Here is a 17,803-nt window from a genome sequence, read left to right on the forward strand (position 1 = left end):
TTACTCACCCGTCCGCCGCTAACCATCAGAGGAGCAAGCTCCTCATCAAGTCCGCTCGACTTGCATGTATTAGGCACGCCGCCAGCGTTCGTCCTGAGCCAGGATCAAACTCTCCAAGAAAGTTTGTAGCTCATTTTGAATCTGACGAGATTTAAATCTCATTTTTAGCTCTGTGAATCATTCAGCCAGAAGGCTTGAACCAATTCACTTCGCTGTCGGCTTTGCAAGCAAAGCCTGTATCTCACTCGTTGTTCAGTTTTCAAAGATCAAATTCTTTCGTTTTCGTTGCCGCTCGTTTAGCTCAGCAGCAACTCTTATATAATATCATGTTCTTTTGAGAGATGCAAGCTTTTTTTAAAATCTTTTTTTCTCTCAATTTCATCCGGCATTTAGTAGATTTCTTGGCCGGAATAATAATATACCACAAGGAAAAGTGTTTTGACAAGCATATTTTACAAAAAAATTCGGGAAGGACTACAAAAGGAGCAGACATACATGGTATGCCTGCTCCTTACCTACCCATATTCTCAACCTATCCTTTAATCCAAGGATTCTTGCGTTTTGAAGAAACATCATGTTTCTTTGACTTTTTAGGAACTGCTTTTTCACTTGAAGCTTTGGAGTTATTTTTGGTACTGCTTAATGTTTTTACTTTATTAACATCCTCTGCTTGAGGCTCTTCAACCGTTTCTGTTGTTTCAATAGACGTACTTTGAGTTTGAGCCACAGAGTTTACGTTAGCATAATCCCAGTTGTTACCAGGTTGTTGAGCTGGTTGAGGAGGATATTCGTATGGTTGAGTTCGGTCCCACACCGGATACCCCATGCCTCCCCAGCCCGGATATGGCATACTTGGATCATGAAAAGGCATATTAGGGTTATGGCTGTACGCGCCCAGCTGTGAGTTCGGTACCGCTGCATAAGGTCCTGCCATTGGAACTGGATGTGGATAACACCAAGCCGGATCCATGAACTGCGGATATCCTCCTGGATGATGATACATCGGTTCGACATAAGCCGGTTCCTGCGCATGGTAGACAGGAGATACATCTGAACAGCCGCAAGGGTTATAAGGAAGATGATGCGTTTGAACAGGCTCATAATACATCGGAGAAACATTGGCCTGTTGGTACGGCTGATTAGGCTGATTGCTTACCGGCGATTGCATATTGGGTTCATATGCGATTGGTGACTGGTGGTTCTCCCAATGGTGCCCTCCCCAGGGTCCTCCCCCAGGTACATGAGCGTAAGGACTTACCCAAGACGGATTAGGCATATAGTCTACATCTTCAGCACTTTCTACGATACCTGGATAATGAGATGTTTTCCCTGGATATGGCATATTTCCGTAAGTATACATAGCCTGAACATGATCATCACATGGCATATTATAGAAAGAACCTACCTCCTGCACAGGAGTTGGATACTGCATAAAAGGATGATACGCTTCCCCGATAAAATAGTTGTCATCGCAGCCACAAGGCTCCTCAGCTATAGGCATGATGGCCATAGGCTTATTCGGCTTATTTTCTGAGATAGGCATAATGTTTGGCATGATATTGGGTTTGACCATCTCAGGCATGACGTTTGGCATGACGTTTGGCATGACGTTTGGCATGACGTTTGGCATGACGTTTGGCATGACGTTTGGCATTATCATTTCAGGCATAACATTCGGAACGTTGGGCATAACATTCGGCATTATCATTTCAGGCATAACATTCGGAACGTTAGGCTTTACATTCGGCATCATCATTTCAGGCATAACATTCGGAACGTTAGGCTTTACATTCGGCACCGTCATTTCGGGCATAATATTAGGGACGCTCGGCAGCACATTGGGCATTACATTAGGAATTGGAAGGTTAGGGATTTCAAGCTGTTGAGGCTGTACATTGATCGGAGCGGTCATTTCTTCTTTCGGACCGGTGTAAGCCTTCCCTCCAGGAAGTACTTTGTCATGATGTACATTCTCATTGGCATTAGGATTGACGTTGGTATAGTCATTGGTGTTCGGATTCGGATTGGGTTTAGTTTTGGGAATGTTGACAACTTCTCCAACCAGCAGCGCATTCGGATTTTTAAGCTGTGGATTGGCATCGATCATCTCTTTCAAAGAAACGCCCCATGCTTTCGACAGCTTCCAGAGACTATCCCCCTGCTTGACGACATGCTTATGGATAATTTGATCTTGGCTTGGCACTTGTACCGGGTCAGCGGGAATTTTCACCTTTTGTCCGATCTGCAGTTGGTTGTGGTCGGAAATTTGCGGATTAGCGTCGATGATTTTTTGCAGAGGAATATTATACTTTTGGGAAAGCTCATATAAAGTGTCGCCACTTTTTACGATGTGTATCTTCACGCGGCAAATACCTCCTAAACTTCTTATAGGCGCATAAATCGTCCGCCTTCGTTACTACATCTTATGCACAGGATAGGCGGATGACATCCCTTATGACAAAAAAATCCTTTCATGAGCTTGTCATGAAAGGATTTCTTGGGAACCTGAACGCGTGAACCGGGCGAATTTCTTACGATTCCCACACTTTATATCCGAACTACAGCACCTCCGAAATTAATTCCTGATAAGTATAGCTCGGGTAGGATCCCAAAATGCGCACCTGGCAGCCAAGTGCCTCGATTTCTTCAATCGCCGCGGTCAGAAGTACAGATTCTGCCGATTCCAGCACATCAATATAGAAATAATAGCTGCCCAGCTTTTTCTTCGTCGGACGTGATTCGATGCGGGAGAGGTTCAATCGTCTCCATGCAAAAGCCGAGAGCACCTGATGCAGCGCTCCTGCAAAATCCTCCGGGAGCGTAACGAGAATACTCGTTTTCATCTGCTTAACAGGCTTTGGTACTTTGGACAAGGCTTCCTTCCCGATCAAAATAAACCGGGTGTAATTGTTGTCATGATCCGTTACCCGCTCCGCCAGCACATCCAGCTTATGCGTGGCCGCACCAAGCGTAGTACCGATGGCCGCGAGTCCTTCCCCCGGGCTATTCTTTACAATCCCTACCGCTTCCGTGGTACTTCCAGCATTCACAAGCTCCGCTTCCGGAGCATACTTGCGGATAAACTGCTGGCACTGAGCCATAGCAACCGGGTGGGATAGTATTTTCTGAATCCGGGTGAAATCCACGCCGCCGGATTCAGCAATAAACTCCTCTCGGTCTCCGATCAAATGTTGAATGGAAGGATAGACCCATTCAATCTGCATCGGAATATCCACTTCGTTAACGAGCCAATCCATGTGAAGACTCACGGAGCCTTCAATGGTATTCTCAATTGGAATGACACTGTAATCCGTTTTTCCGTGTACCGTTGACAAAAACACGTCAGAGATCAGCTTGTGGTACACCAGCTCTACCGGTTCATCTCCGAGCAATTGTACAACAGCCTCGTGCGACACCGACCCTTCAGGCAATAATGCAATTCGTTTCATGCTTTTACTTCCCCTTTTATGAGTTCCAAGAATGAGCCAGACGACATGCTGCCGAGCAGCTGAGCCCCTTCAGACGACGGGTTCAGCCAGCATGCAGATGCGCGAATGCCCTCGGCTTTCATCGTATTCAGAAGATAAGCCTCCAGTTCCTTTTTCCGGTCGGAGTGGCGGTCAACCAGCGCAAGAAGCGTTGGCCCCGCACCGCTGAGCGCAATGCCCAAAGCTCCATGCTGAACAGCCTTCTCCAAAATTTCCGCCATTCCAGGAACGAGCTTGGCCCGGTAAGGCTGATGTAAACGGTCAGACATCGCCCTGCTGATCAGATCCAGTCTACCCTGGGCCAGAGCGGCAACCAGCAAAGAAGATCTGCTGATATTGTACACCGCGTCTTTACGGCTGATTTGTACAGGCAGTACCTTTCTCGCCTCAGAGGTCGACAGCTGGAATTCGGGAATGACGACCAGCACTTCCAGATCTTCATGCGGTTCCATGCGGATATAGTCGGCATGTAAGCCATCCCACACCGCTGTAACGAGACCTCCGAATAAAGACGCTCCGACATTATCCGGATGATCTTCAATGGCTGTCGCCATATCAAAAAGCTTCGCCTCCGTAAGCGGTGAACCGATTAAGGCATTGGCCGCAAACAATGCTCCGACGATCGCGGAAGCGCTGCTGCCAAGGCCCCGCGTCAGTGGAATGTCGGAGTACATGGATATCTCAAGCTCAGGCACCTGGACACCCGCTTCACAGAAAACCATTTGGGCTATCTTGTACACCAGGTTGCTTTTATCCGTAGGGATCCCTTCCATTTCACTGCCGTAAAGGCGGATGACCGTTTGCCGGGCTTCCTTCATCCCGATCCAGGAGTACAGCGACAAGGCCATCCCCAGCGTGTCAAACCCAGGACCTAGATTCGCCGTGCTCGCAGGAATCCGTACCAATACGCCTTCCGGTTGCATCATACTCCTGCCTCTTCCAACTTACCGATGGCCTCCATCACGGCTGCTTCTGTATCCGGAACGATGAGAGGATCAGCATTGACCGTTTTTAAAGCGACATTCGGGTCCTTCAATCCATTTCCTGTCAGAACGCATACCACTGATTCTCCGCCTTTGAAATAACCTTCACGCTTCAGCTTCAGTACACCCGCTACGGAAGCGGCGGATGCTGGCTCAGCAAAAACGCCCTCACGGGAAGCAATCATACGGTATGCAGTCAGAATCTCATCATCCGTTACATAATTGATCTGTCCGCCCGATTCCTCGGCAGCAGCAACCGCTGTTTTCCAGCTTGCCGGGTTGCCGATCCGGATCGCTGTAGCAATGGTTTCAGGCTCCAGAATAGGCTCACCTTTGACAATCGCCATGGCGCCTTCGGCCTCAAAACCTACCATTTTCGGCAGAGAAGAAGCTTTACCCGCTTCATGATATTCCTTAAAGCCTTTCCAATAAGCCGAGATATTGCCGGCATTCCCGACAGGAATAGCCAGTACGTCCGGTGCTTTTCCCAGCTGATCGACAACTTCAAACGCCGCGGTCTTTTGCCCTTCAATACGGTAAGGGTTAACCGAGTTCACAAGCGTAATCGGGTGCTTCGCAGTAATTTCGCGAACAATTTCCAGAGCACGGTCAAAGTTTCCTTCAATGGCAATAACCTTCGCTCCATAGATCATCGCCTGAGCCAGTTTGCCGAGCGCAATATTATTGTTTGGAATAAGTACGATGCAGTTCAGCCCGGCTCTAGCGGCGTATGCCGCTGCAGCTGCAGAGGTATTTCCGGTGGAAGCACACATAATCGTACGGCTGCCCTCTTCAATTGCCTTGGCAACGGCCATAACCATGCCACGGTCCTTAAAGGAACCCGTAGGATTCAGCCCTTCATATTTGAAATACAGATCAAGTCCCAATTCCTCCGAAAGATTCTCCGCACGGATGAGCGGAGTGTTCCCTTCCTTGAGTGTGAGCAAAGGCGTCTTTTCATTCACTGGTAGGTACGATTTGTAAGTTTGAATTAGTCCTTGGTATGACATGGGTATGGCTCCTTTTCACTTATATATAGGGAGGGTTTATCCCTCCACGCGGTATACGCTCTTGATTTTCCGGATGACCTCAAGCCCCTCAAAATGCTGCAGCACTTTGTCCATGCTTGCTTTGGTGGCATTATGCGTCACGATAATGATCTCCGCTTCTGGATTCAGTTCATTCGGGTGCTGCACGACCGATTCGAGGCTAACGTCAAACTCCGCGAACACTTGGGTGATCCGGGCAAGCACGCCTGCCTTATCATCCACATGCAGCAGAATGAAATTTTTAAAGGAAATTTGATCGTCGCTCTTCAGCTTCTTCGCCTTATAAGGAACGATGGCCTTTAGACCGTTGACGCCCAGCTTCAGATTTTTGATGACCGCAACCAAATCCGCCACAACGGATGTAGCCGTAGGCATTTCGCCTGCACCTGCACCATAGAACATCGTCTCGCCAACAGCTTCGCCATATACATATACGGCGTTAAATACGCCATTCACAGAGGCAATTGGATGCCCTTTGCGCACCATGGTCGGCTGAACGCCGATGCTGACATGATCATCTTCGCGTTCGGCTATGCCGAGCAGCTTCATTTCATATCCCAAGTTCTTTGCGTACATGATGTCTTCCTTGGACACTTGAGAAATGCCTCGTACGCTGACATCCTTCAGTTCCACATTGGTGCGGAAACCAAGCGTGCCGAGAATCGCCATTTTACGTGCAGCATCCAGTCCTTCCACATCAGAGGTCGGATCCGCTTCCGCGTAACCAAGTCTTTGGGCCTCTTCAAGCACAGCCTCATAGGATGCGCCTTCCTGGCTCATTTTCGTTAAAATAAAATTGGTCGTCCCGTTCACAATCCCCATAATTTTCAGTATGCGGTCTGACGAGAATCCCTCGATCAAGGTTCGAATAATAGGAATGCCACCGGCAACACTAGCTTCATAGAAAACATCGCACTGTTTTTCCTGAGCCTTGGCCAGAATTTCCGATCCATGCAGAGCCATTAAATCCTTGTTGGCAGTGACGATATGCTTGCCGCGCTCCAAAGCTTCCAGAATGTATTCCTTCGTGTGATCGATGCCGCCCATGACCTCAACGATCACGTCGATTTCTGGATCACAGATCACTTCCCACGGATCTTCCGTCAGCTTGTCCTTGTCCACGTTGATGCTGCGGGTTTTGTCGCTGTTTTTCACGGCGATTTTCTCAATGATGATGGGAGAACCAACCTGGCTGCTCAAATCCTCCTGATGTCCTTCTACAATTCTTACGACGCCCGTACCCACGGTGCCAAGCCCCAACAACCCTACTTTTACCGGTTTCATTCCCCAACCTCCTGTTTCGTATCTTACATTCTCTTGTTATGACTAGCCTTGACCAATAAGATTGGCACGTTTGACGCCGGCACAATCCCGCAAGCTTTCCAGCATATCTCCCAGCTCATCGGTTATTCTGGATACCTCAACGGATATCACGACATTCGCAATTCCCTGCAGCGGTATACTCTGGTGTATCGTAAGCACGTTCCCGCCAAAACCGGCAACCAGGCTTAACACTTTGGACAGCATGCCGGAGCGGTGCTCCATGTCGATGGAGATCGTAACGATACGCTCTCGTTCCAGCTGGTTGATCAGATGAATGCCGTCCTTGTATTTGTAAAATGCGCTGCGGCTCATCCCAACCTGCTCCACAGCTTCATGCACCGTCTTCGCGTCACCGGCCGCAAGCAGCTGCTTTACCTGCATGGTTTTCACCACGGCTTCTGGTAAAATATCCTCACGGACCAAATAATAGCGTTCTTTCACGAACGTCCTCTCCTCAAAGACTGATGTATTTATATAGTGGACATTATAAAGAAATGTGCCTGTTGGGTCAATAGATTTACGCCTTTTTATGCTCATAAATGAAAAGCAAGCGCTTACGATATGTAAAATCTAAAGAAAAACGTCTATCGAAGTACTTGCATAGAAGACAGACCGCGTTTAGCGGAAGTTTTTCTTGCGATATCAGGATGTATTTCTTGAAGTATATACTTTCTGATATCTTAAAAAAAGCCGTCCAGGGAACCAAACACCCCTTAAACGGCTTCATATTTTAAAACAAGCTGCTGCTTTCCACGAACTCGAATTCGAAATCTGCAATGCGGACGATTGTTCCTTCAACCGCTCCCCGTTTGCGAAGCTCATCGTCAATGCCCATGTGGCGCATCGTACGCGCAAGCTTCATAATCGCCTCATGCGAATTCATCTGCAGTCTCTTCAGCATTCGCTCGATCTTCACGCTGTGCACGACGTAGGCTTCATTATCCCGCGTAATGGTAAAGGAGTTGTCCTCGTCCTTCTTATCCAGCTTGTACACTTTGCGTTCTGTCGTCTCAACCACTTCCTCGACGTGAACCTCCTGCGGAATCGAGTCGAGAACATCTGCCGCCCGGTAGAGAAGCTCCTGAACACCTTGGCGTGTAAGGGAAGAGATCGGCATGATTTCGATATCCGGTCTCAGCTTCTGAACCTGCTTACGGAACATGGCCAGGTTCTCTTCCGCTTCGGGCATATCCATCTTATTCGCAGCCACAATCTGTGGACGCTCGGCGAGACCGGCGTTGTACAGTTTGAGCTCCTCGTTGATTTTCACCCAATCCTCAAACGGATCGCGGCCTTCGGAACCTGCCATATCCACGACATGGATGATAATCCGCGTACGCTCCACATGACGCAGGAATTCATGACCCAAACCTACACCCTCGTGAGCCCCTTCGATCAGTCCAGGCAAATCGGCCATCACAAAGCTCCGGCCGTCTCCCACTTCGACCATCCCGAGATTCGGTGTGATCGTTGTAAAATGGTAAGCGCCGATCTTCGGTTGGGCAGCGGAGACCACAGACAGCAGGGTTGATTTGCCGACACTCGGGAAACCAACAAGCCCAACATCGGCCATGACCTTCAGCTCCATGACAATGTAGCGCTCTTCTCCTTCTTCACCGTTCTCGGCAAGCTCTGGAGCCGGATTATTCGGAGTAGCAAACCGGATGTTACCGCGTCCGCCGCGCCCGCCTCGGGCCACGACAACCTGTTGGCCATGACGGACCATATCCGCCAGAACTTCGCCAGTATCATCATCAATCAACACGGTCCCTGGCGGAATCCGTACGATCATATTCTCAGCATTGGCGCCATGCTGGCTCTTGTTCCGTCCCTTAATCCCGCGGTCTGCCTTAAAATGCCGCTGGTAACGGAAATCCATCAGCGTACGCAGGCCTTCATCAACGCGGAAAATAACATCTCCGCCTTTTCCACCATCGCCGCCGGCAGGTCCACCTTCAGGAACATACTTCTCCCTGCGGAACGCGATGAGACCGTCACCGCCGTCGCCGCCTTTGACGTAAATTTTCGCTTTATCTACAAACATGACTTCACCTTCCTCATAACTCACACGGCACACGTAATTCAAACGAAGCATGGGAGGGATGAATCTGCTCCGCTTTCATTCGTTTGCCTTGTACCACATTATAAATTTGCTCCTTGAGAAGCTCAGAGCTTCCAATGGAGCCATCCTCCTCAAAGCTTACGATAATTTCCTGTCCATCCTGCCTCAGACTGAGGAGCAGTTTACGGGTATCCCCCCAAGAAATTTTCCCACTGTATTGATAAGCACGGATCGTCTGCATGATGACCGCAGCCAATTCGGCACCGTCCTGCGGACTCAGCTTTTCCAGCTGCATATGTTGGTCTACCGCAATTTCAAGCTCCAGATTGCTGTTTGACGTCCGGAACGACTGCAGATAGAAAACAAGTGACGGAATGCCAAGCTTTGAAATTTTGCTTTCCTGATTCATCCGCTCTTTTATTCTGTCCACACATTGAACGGCTTTATCAATTTTTCCGAGCTGAATATAACCATACAATATTTGTAGGTCGTTCATCCAGTCATGACGATGATGATTCAGCGTTCGAATGGCCGTCTCCTCAAAGCTCCGCAGCAATGCCTGCTCCTGCTTCTCCCAGCGACGCGTAATGACGACAAAACCTCCAGCCAATACAGCCGCCACCCAAAGCACAAGCACAATGCCCCAAATGAGAGACTTGTCCAGTATCACGAAATATAAAGGTATTACTACAGTTAAAGCGATTATTGCCAATAGGGTCTTCCAGGATTTCAATAGCCTCTCCCCGTTCCTGATCACCGATCATTCTTACATCAATTACCAGTATAACACAGCAATCGTTGATAGATCATCCATCAGCTGCAAGAAAATACCTAGACCCCTGATATTTAAAAAAAGCCTCCGGCAAGCACTGCCGAAGGCTCTTCTTGTTAATCCAACCCGTTACGTGAAAATAACTTAAGCTTCCACTGCTGCCGCTACCGGAGCGACTTCAACAGGGTAGACGCTCACTTTTTTACGGTCGCGGCCCCAACGCTCGAATTTCACAACGCCGTCCACTTTTGCAAACAAAGTATCGTCTTTGCCGATGCCCACGTTCGTTCCTGGATGAATTTTAGTTCCGCGTTGACGAACCAAGATGCTTCCGCCAGTAACGGTTTGTCCGTCAGCACGCTTAACGCCGAGGCGTTTCGCTTGGCTGTCGCGTCCGTTCTTTGTGGAACCAACACCCTTTTTCGATGCGAACAATTGAAGATTCAACTTTAACATGTTGTCTACCTCCTTCTTTAAGTAATAACTTCTTTTATTTGAATATACTTCCCGTATGATTCTGCAATCGAATTCAGCATGATCACCATGGACTCGAGCAGCAGCTGCGTTTGGCCTCCGGCATCTTCATTCCCGTCACCAGGAAGATAGGCACTCAAAAAGCCGTCATTCATTCTGCTCTCCATAATCGTTCCGGTTAATGCTTCCAAGGAATTCACAGTTCCGACCGTGACCGTCGATACGCCGGCACACACAATGTCTTCGCCATGTTTCGCATAGTTCGCATGTCCCTTCACTTCAAACCCATGGATGCTGCCATCCTTTTGACGTAGTATGCGCACTTTAATCAAATCCGCGCACCTTCTTACGCTTGGATTTTTTCGATGGTTACTTTAGTGAAAGGTTGACGATGGCCTTGTTTCTTGTGGTAGTTCTTCTTAGGTTTGTATTTGTATACAACAACCTTAGCACCTTTGCCATGTCTCTCCACTTTTGCGGTTACGGATGCGCCGGAAACGACTGGCGTACCTGCTACCAAACCGTTATCTTTGGATACGGCCAATACACGATCGAAAGTCACGCTTTCGCCGTCGCCCGCATTCAATTTTTCGATGTACAATACGTCGCCCTCTTGAACTTTGTATTGTTTACCGCCAGTTTCGATAATTGCGTACATTTGCTTGCACCTCCTCATGTCTCAGACTCGCCTGATCCAGGTGGCAGCCCTAAAGCATGCGCTTTTGAACCCGACCGGAGCGGTTACAGCATGTGACAAGCATAAATACCGGACACATACTCATAGATATTAACATAACCTGAACCCCTAGTCAATGAATTCCCAGTAGGTTTATTGTGCCCGTGCCTTCACAAGCATCACACGGCTTCGTAAACAGCATGGCCTTATCGTCCCGTACCTTTTTACGCGTCAATTCGAGCAATCCCAGTTTGGTCCACCCGACCACATGGCTTTTTGTGCGGTCCTTGCTCATGCCAGCCTCCAGCCTGTCCACCACTTGCTGGCGGTGCTGATCCAGCTCCATATCTATGAAGTCAACAATAATAATGCCGCCAACATCGCGGAGTCTGATAAGCCGGGCAATCTCTTCGGCCGCTAGTAGATTGGTGCGCGTAACTGTATCCTCCAGGCTCTCGCCGCCGGTATACTTGCCTGTATTCACGTCGACGACCGTCAGTGCTTCCGTTTGGTCCCATACGATCGAGCCTCCGCTCTCCAGAATGACCTTACGCGAAAAATCCCGCTCCATCTGCTCCTGAATGCCGAAGCTTTTGAAAATATGCTCCTGCCCCTGATACACTTTGACCGGAAGGTGGCTTCCGTGCGCAATTTCCTCTAGGAAAATCTCCGCTTCCCTGACCTCTTTGGCGCTGTCAATCTGCAGTTCATCCTGCTGCGGGTCAAACACATCACGGATAAACCGCTGCACGATGCTTAGATCCTGATGCAAAAGGGAAGGCGTTGCACTATTGGCATCGGCACGCTTCTGAATCAAGCGCCACTGATCGCGGAGGAGGGCCAGATCGCCCGCAATCGCTTCCGGATGCTCTTCCTCGGAAACAGTTCTCATTATGATACCTTCGCCTTCACGACGGATTTCTTCACCTAGCATCTTCAGGCGGCTGCGTTCATGCTCTTTGCTGACCTTTTTGGATACCGCCACATAATCGGCATTAGGCATAAACACAACCCAGCGTCCGGGCAGTGAGTAATGCGTGGTCACACGGGGGCCCTTGCTTCCAAGCGGCTCCTTCATCACCTGCACAATCATTTCCTGCCCTACGCGGAGCAAGTCCTCAATGAGCGGTTTCTCTTTTGGCTGCTTGTCCAGATGCGGATGAAGCACATCGTCTACGTACAAAAAAGCGTTCTTTTTATAACCAATATCCACAAAAGCCGCCTGCATTCCCGGGAGAACATTGACGACGCGTCCTTTATAAAAGCTCCCCACCAGACTATGATTATGGCTGCGTTCAACAGCAAACTCCACCAGCTTGCCTTCCTCCAAGAGGGCCATCTGTGTCTGCTTCGGTTCACAATGAACAATCATTTGTTTCATGGCTTCACCCCTGTTAGAAGACATTCCCATTCCATTTTACCATGAAATCCCCTTTTTTAGCTTATAGCTTGTATTCATGATTGATCTCATTTCATTTATCTTTATATGAGGAGCTTCGCTGCCCCCCCTCTTACAATAGCGAGCGATCGGCAGCGAAATAAGCCGAAATTAGGCGCTGCTCCGGAAGCATAGCAATAAGATTGCCTTGCTTGTTCATTACATAAATGACATGATATTTCTCTCTTCTAAATAGACGCAAAATACTGTCCAAATGTTTCGCCTGATCGGCAATGATCGGATGCGCAAGAACACCGGCCTGTGTCGCGTCCCTATATCTTTTTTCCCTGTTCATGAGAAATCTGGTAAAACGGTAAGGTACATGGCGGTAGTCAATCCAGTTAGAGTATAGTAGAAAGATACCGATAAGCAGCAGGTTCAGCTGTATCCCTCCTTCCCCCTGAAGGAGGGGCAAAATTGAGAAAAAAACCACGCCGCTACTAGCTACAACGCTGATTCGCGAAGACCATAGCAAGGTATCATGATAGGGAAAAAATAAGCTGGCCACAGCCTGAAGAATCTTGCCCCCATCAAGTGGAAGAATTGGAAGCATGTTGAATGACGCGATCATTATATTTCCAAACATTACATAATTCAAGAAGTCTCCGTTCTCCGGATTCATCTCACGTATAAGCAGTGCGGCACCGATCATTAGCACATTTTGAAGTGGGCCGGCCAAAGCGATGCCGATTTCTTTCCACGCGGTCAGCTGCCCATGATCCTCCATTTCAACGACGCCGCCAAACGGAAGCATCTGTATCGAGCGGATCCGCACACCACATAGCAGCGCAGCTGACAGATGTCCAAGCTCATGAATAAATACAATCGAAAATAATACGATCAACTCTAAAAAATGCCCCGTAATGACCGAAAACAGCATGAGGATAACAAAAAAGGGATGCAGCGACAGCTTGATACCCCGGATGTTAATCAATCGGGATCACGTCCGCCGGGTCTACGTAATTCCCGTTCACTTTCATAGAAAAGGACAGGCTTGGCGTCTCTCCCTTCGCCGCTGCCTGCAGGTGACCGACCGCATCCCCGCCTTCAACCCAATCATTTTTTTGCAGACGCGTATCGGCCAAATGGCCGTAAGAAGCCACAAGCTTCCCTGTATGCTGAATAGTCACGGTTATACCGGTCTCGCTATTACCTGAAACATCGATGACACGTCCTGTTTCTACACTTTTTACCTCAACCGGGACATTTGAAATCTTGCGCGGGGCAATTTCGATGCCTTTCAAGCTGACGGCAAAAGCCTGAACGATTTCCCCTTCGATGGGCGGATATAAGGATCTGGAGGCATTTACTTTCATGGGAGACGTCTGGTTTTGCTTGAAAATCGGGATAAACACCGGTGCTTTGCCAAAATGGGACTCGTACCAAACCTCTACCTCCTGAAAATCCATCTCCCGGTTCAGCGACTGCATCACATAATCCTGCATCCTAATGCTCCAGGGCTGGGGAAATTTGAATATCCCCCAGACTAGAGCAAAAATAATCACGCTGAAAAACAACCGCCACATAAAGCCTGAAATAAAGCGGGTATTCGAATGAAACGGGCCGCGGCCCTTAGCTTGCTCTTTTTTCCACATTTTCTCCGGATCCGGCTCCGGCATATACGAATCAGGCAATTTCCCATCGTTCCAGAGCTTGGGTGATTCCTGAACGGGCTTCGGTATCGGCTGGGTGATGTCCTCACGGAGCAAAAGATCCCTAATTCTCTCTTCCCTACGCTGCTTGATGGAGGTTTTCGTATCCATTGTGTGATCCCCTTTCGAGGCTTGTTTTACACTATTTTATGAAGGGATGTCCCTGTTTTAGAACAAGCTAGGCTTTGAAGCAGCCGGATGGGAAACGATCTGGAACAACAAAAAAAGGAACCCCTTCCTAAGAAGGAGTCCTTATAATCCAGAATGTAGCGCCATAAAAGGCTTAGCCGATATTTTGAATTTTAGCTGGCGCTTGCGCTGCGGCCGAGGACTTGCGTTTCGACAGATCCAACTTTCGCTGCAGTATCCCCAGCACAATATCCGCCACGATGGCCAGCATGGCAGCTGGAATGGCGCCGGCGAAGATCCGCAAGGGGTTGTTGGTATTCAGGCCCGCATATATCTCCCGTCCGAGGCCGCCACCGCCAACAAGCGGAGCGATCGTGACGACGCCAATGGCTATCACAGCGGCAATACGCAGACCCGACATGATGTATGTCAGGGAAAGCGGGAACCGCACTTTGACGAGCAGCTGGAGGGGGCTCATGCCGATTCCTTTTCCGGATTCGAGATAGCTTGGATCCACCTGCTTTAACCCTACATATGTGTTGCGTGTAATAGGATTCAGCGAATACAGGAAGAGTCCGACCATGACCGTTTTCATACCCAGTCCCAGCCATAACATCAGCACGACCAGCATGGCCAAGCTCGGAACTACCTGAAGAATGTTCGTAATGAACAAAATCACCTTAGCGGCCCATTTATTTTTGGAGCACAGGATACCAAGCGGCACTCCAACAACGACGGCTAGCCCAAGACCGATCACTACCATCGTAATATGCTGGACGAAATATTCCCACAGCATGCCGCTGTTACGGGAAACATAGGACAGAAAGTCCGAAAACGTTAAATGATTGTTCTCCATGCTTACCCTCCTTTAGCTTTTTAAGAGGCCCTGCTGTTTCAAGTATGCGATCGCAACCTCCCGCTCGCTTTTCTTCTCGATATCCACTTGATAATTAAGAGAAATCATCGTATCCACATCCATACGGCCGATCAAAGGCGCTATGGCATCCTGAACTTCGGGATACTTTTTCAGAAGATCGGTACGCACTACCGGGCTAGCATCATAAGGAGGGAAGAAATGCTTGTCATCCTTCAGCGTCTGCAGATTATAGGCCTTCAGCCGGGAATCCGTTGAATAAGCCAGCACGATATCCACCTGCTTGTTCGCAACCGCACTGTACACCAGACTGATTTCCATTGGAAATACCTGGCCGAACTTGATGCCGTAAGCCTTGGAGAAGGCTGGATATCCGTCCGTGCTTCTTTCCAGCCAGGTCGTATCCACACCCAGCTTCATATTGGCCATATCTTTTTTAACATCAGAAATTTTGGTGTAGCCTTTGGACTCGGCAAGATCTTTCCGAACCGTAAATGCATAAGTATTTTCAAACCCGAGGGGATTCATCCATGTCAGCTGGTAGTATTTCTGAAAACCTTCCTGAGCCTCTTTTAAAACCTCCTTACGGTCTTTCGACCCGCTGATCGGAAAATGATTGTTAAAAATTTCGCCGGAATACAGGGTTCCCATCTGAACATCGTTCCTTATTATCGCATTTAGCACTAAAGGACTCGACGCCAGATCGGGAATAATATTTACACTTAAATTCGTTCGATCTTCAATCAAAGCCTTATACATTTCCGCTAATATTTTCGTCTCGGTAAATGTCTGGGCCCCGATGGTCACCTGGGCTTGAAGACCGCAGGAGGATAGAAGACCGGCAAAAATGCTTATTAAGAAGAGCATCGATATCCTTTTGAGCTGATTCAGTTTCATCACGCCTCCCTTGTTCAGTCTGCCCCGGTTGTTTCGGCTCATGCGGCTCATATCGCAGCATCCCGGGCCTGATGATAGTGTCTGCTAAGCCAGCCTTCAAGGAGACCAAGCAGTCCGTCAGCCGCAAGCGCCAGAAGAATGGCACCGATGCCGCCGACGAATATCATTTCCGGCTTATTGACGCCAAGTCCAGATACGATTAACTGGCCCAGACCACCGGCACCAATCAAGGAAGCCAGTGTGGCCCAGCTGATAATATAGACCGTCGTAATCCGGATACCGGACATGATGTAAGGAAGAGATAAGGGAAGCTGAATTCTCAAAATCGTTTGCGCGTTGCTGTAACCCATGCCCTTGGCGGAATTGAGAACGCCTTTGTCAACGGATTGAAAACCGTCATAGGTATTCCGCAAAATCGGCATCAGGGAATAAAGCAGCAGCGCGAGAATCGCCGGCTTCATCCCAATACCAAGCAGCGGAATTAGGATCGCCAAAAGCGCCAGACTGGGAATCGTTTGAAACAGGTTGGCAATGAAAAAAACAATGTTGTTAACCCAGCCCACCCGGTTGTATACCAGAAGAATGCCGATAGGTACAGCAATAATTGTACCTAGGATGACTGCGGAAAACGACATAACCAGATGCTCCTGCAAAGCCTTCAAAATATCTGGATAACGCTCCGTGATGAAGCTCCAGAATGCATTCATATCACTCATCCTCTCCATTTCGCAGCGGATGGGTAATCGTTGGGTATACTTCGGCCAAATGCTTAACCACACTGCCTCTTGTAATGAGCCCGAGGAACCGGTTGTTGCTATCTATGACAGGGAGATTGCTGAGCTGGTGGCTATCCATGATTTCGATTGCCTGCGGAAGCGTGCTTCCGGAAGCAACGGAATAACGGACCGGATGCATCACGTCTGCTACAGTTTTCCCTTCTTCACCGTACTGGTCAAGTACACGGTAAATAGACACCACGCCCTGCAGCTGACGGTTACGGTCAACAATCAGCAGCGAATCGACCCGCTTCATCTCCATCACTTTGATGGCCTCCGCCAGACCTCTGTTCGGGAAGGTAGTAACCGGATTCGTAATCATAACTTCATCTACAAGCGGGATTTCATAGGTACTTTCATTTTCGTTCTGAAGACGTTTCGAACCGATGAAGCTACGGACAAATTCATTAGCGGGATGGCGTAGAATGGCATCCGGTCTACCCGTTTGCACGACGACGCCATCTTTCATCAAAACGATGGTGTCCGCAATTTTTATTGCCTCATCCATGTCATGCGTGACGAAAATAATCGTTTTATGGAGATCCTGCTGAAGCCGGATCAGCTCATCCTGCAGCGACTCACGGCTGATAGGATCCAGTGCGGAGAACGGTTCATCCATCAGTATGATGTCGGGATCAGCCGCAAGCGCACGTATGACACCGACACGCTGCTGCTGCCCGCCGCTGAGCTCTGACGGATAGCGGTTTCCGTAAATGGTGTGGTCCAATCCGACCATATCCAAGAGTTCATTGACTTTTTGCTCTATTTTGTCTTGGTCCCACTTTTTCAAACGGGGAACAACACCTACGTTCTTAGAGATATTCATATGAGGGAATAAGCCGACGCTTTGAATGACATAGCCGATGTTGCGCCGCAGTTCAACCGGATTTAATCCCGAGATGTCCTTACCGTCAATCAGTACCTTGCCCGAAGAAGGCGTATTAAGCGCGTTGATCAGCTTCATCGTTGTCGACTTGCCGCAGCCGCTCGGTCCGATCAGAACGGTAATTTCCCCTTTTTTGAATTCAAGATTAATGTCTTTCAAAGCGTGAAAGCCATTATCATAAAGCTTGTTCACATGCTCCAGTACTATCATTCAATCGCCCCTTTGCAAGCATTATTCATATTATGCGGAGCATTTGGCATATCATCCATGGGAAACCAAAATACTGCTGAAGAAAAGATATTGTTGGAATGAAACATGTAATCG

At 48.7% G+C, this 17,803-nt stretch carries 18 protein-coding genes, 1 rRNA gene and 1 other annotated feature; all 19 genes read right to left on the reverse strand.

Annotated elements, in window-relative coordinates; translation table 11 throughout:
• Nucleotides 1-120: ribosomal RNA gene (locus MUG84_RS18785) — 16S ribosomal RNA — on the reverse strand; the annotation flags it as partial.
• A 412-nt stretch (nucleotides 121-532) separates the two neighbouring features.
• A complete protein-coding gene (locus tag MUG84_RS18790; RefSeq protein ID WP_244727622.1) occupies nucleotides 533-2,362 on the reverse strand; it encodes a LysM peptidoglycan-binding domain-containing protein in 1,830 nt (609 codons plus the stop codon).
• Nucleotides 2,363-2,558: 196 nt separating this feature from the next.
• A complete protein-coding gene (pheA, locus tag MUG84_RS18795; protein WP_244727624.1) occupies nucleotides 2,559-3,449 on the reverse strand; it encodes a prephenate dehydratase in 891 nt (296 codons plus the stop codon).
• Nucleotides 3,446-4,414, reverse strand: a complete 969-nt coding sequence (thrB, locus tag MUG84_RS18800) for a homoserine kinase (RefSeq protein ID WP_244727626.1) — start codon at nucleotides 4,412-4,414, stop codon at nucleotides 3,446-3,448. The genes pheA and thrB overlap by 4 nt, the downstream gene beginning before the upstream one ends.
• On the reverse strand, nucleotides 4,411-5,481 hold the full coding sequence (thrC, locus tag MUG84_RS18805) for a threonine synthase (protein WP_244727628.1): 1,071 nt from the start codon (nucleotides 5,479-5,481) through the stop codon (nucleotides 4,411-4,413). Before thrC ends, thrB begins: the two co-directional genes overlap by 4 nt.
• Before the next feature lie 36 nt (nucleotides 5,482-5,517).
• Nucleotides 5,518-6,804: a homoserine dehydrogenase gene (locus MUG84_RS18810; protein ID WP_244727630.1), complete on the reverse strand. Its 1,287-nt coding sequence runs from the start codon at nucleotides 6,802-6,804 to the stop codon at nucleotides 5,518-5,520.
• Nucleotides 6,805-6,846: 42 nt separating this feature from the next.
• Entirely contained in the window at nucleotides 6,847-7,284 is a 438-nt protein-coding gene (locus tag MUG84_RS18815; RefSeq protein WP_244727632.1) for an ACT domain-containing protein, read from the reverse strand.
• Nucleotides 7,285-7,573: 289 nt separating this feature from the next.
• Entirely contained in the window at nucleotides 7,574-8,887 is a 1,314-nt protein-coding gene (obgE, locus tag MUG84_RS18820) for a GTPase ObgE (RefSeq protein WP_244727635.1), read from the reverse strand.
• A 13-nt stretch (nucleotides 8,888-8,900) separates the two neighbouring features.
• Complete coding sequence (locus MUG84_RS18825; RefSeq protein WP_244727637.1) at nucleotides 8,901-9,638, reverse strand: Spo0B domain-containing protein; 738 nt, start codon at nucleotides 9,636-9,638, stop codon at nucleotides 8,901-8,903.
• Nucleotides 9,639-9,821: 183 nt separating this feature from the next.
• Entirely contained in the window at nucleotides 9,822-10,133 is a 312-nt protein-coding gene (gene rpmA / locus MUG84_RS18830; RefSeq protein ID WP_244727639.1) for a 50S ribosomal protein L27, read from the reverse strand.
• Nucleotides 10,134-10,150: 17 nt separating this feature from the next.
• On the reverse strand, nucleotides 10,151-10,483 hold the full coding sequence (locus tag MUG84_RS18835; RefSeq protein WP_244727641.1) for a ribosomal-processing cysteine protease Prp: 333 nt from the start codon (nucleotides 10,481-10,483) through the stop codon (nucleotides 10,151-10,153).
• 14 nt (nucleotides 10,484-10,497) lie between these two features.
• The gene (gene rplU / locus MUG84_RS18840) at nucleotides 10,498-10,809 is read right to left on the reverse strand and encodes a 50S ribosomal protein L21 (protein WP_244727644.1); all 312 of its coding nucleotides are present in this window, start codon (nucleotides 10,807-10,809) and stop codon (nucleotides 10,498-10,500) included.
• 13 nt (nucleotides 10,810-10,822) lie between these two features.
• Nucleotides 10,823-10,904, reverse strand: a sequence feature (ribosomal protein L21 leader region).
• Nucleotides 10,905-10,960: 56 nt separating this feature from the next.
• Entirely contained in the window at nucleotides 10,961-12,208 is a 1,248-nt protein-coding gene (locus MUG84_RS18845) for an Rne/Rng family ribonuclease (RefSeq protein WP_244727646.1), read from the reverse strand.
• Nucleotides 12,209-12,338: 130 nt separating this feature from the next.
• Nucleotides 12,339-13,199 carry a M50 family metallopeptidase gene (locus MUG84_RS18850; RefSeq protein ID WP_244727648.1) on the reverse strand — a complete coding sequence of 287 codons (861 nt, stop codon included), beginning with the start codon at nucleotides 13,197-13,199 and terminating at the stop codon, nucleotides 12,339-12,341.
• On the reverse strand, nucleotides 13,192-14,028 hold the full coding sequence (locus tag MUG84_RS18855; RefSeq protein WP_244727650.1) for a M23 family metallopeptidase: 837 nt from the start codon (nucleotides 14,026-14,028) through the stop codon (nucleotides 13,192-13,194). Before MUG84_RS18855 ends, MUG84_RS18850 begins: the two co-directional genes overlap by 8 nt.
• Nucleotides 14,029-14,200: 172 nt before the next feature.
• Entirely contained in the window at nucleotides 14,201-14,902 is a 702-nt protein-coding gene (locus MUG84_RS18860; protein WP_244727652.1) for an ABC transporter permease, read from the reverse strand.
• Nucleotides 14,903-14,914: 12 nt separating this feature from the next.
• Nucleotides 14,915-15,817, reverse strand: coding sequence for an osmoprotectant ABC transporter substrate-binding protein (locus MUG84_RS18865; RefSeq protein WP_425313243.1), 903 nt, complete (start codon nucleotides 15,815-15,817; stop codon nucleotides 14,915-14,917).
• A gap of 47 nt (nucleotides 15,818-15,864) precedes the next feature.
• Nucleotides 15,865-16,524, reverse strand: a complete 660-nt coding sequence (locus tag MUG84_RS18870) for an ABC transporter permease (protein ID WP_244727656.1) — start codon at nucleotides 16,522-16,524, stop codon at nucleotides 15,865-15,867.
• A gap of 1 nt (nucleotide 16,525) precedes the next feature.
• Nucleotides 16,526-17,689, reverse strand: coding sequence for an ABC transporter ATP-binding protein (locus MUG84_RS18875; RefSeq protein ID WP_244727659.1), 1,164 nt, complete (start codon nucleotides 17,687-17,689; stop codon nucleotides 16,526-16,528).
• Between the last annotated feature and the right edge of the window lie 114 nt (nucleotides 17,690-17,803).

Origin of the sequence: Paenibacillus mangrovi (genome assembly GCF_022898935.1) — a bacterium.
Classification (GTDB): Bacteria; Bacillota; Bacilli; order Paenibacillales; family Paenibacillaceae; genus Paenibacillus_AQ; species Paenibacillus_AQ mangrovi.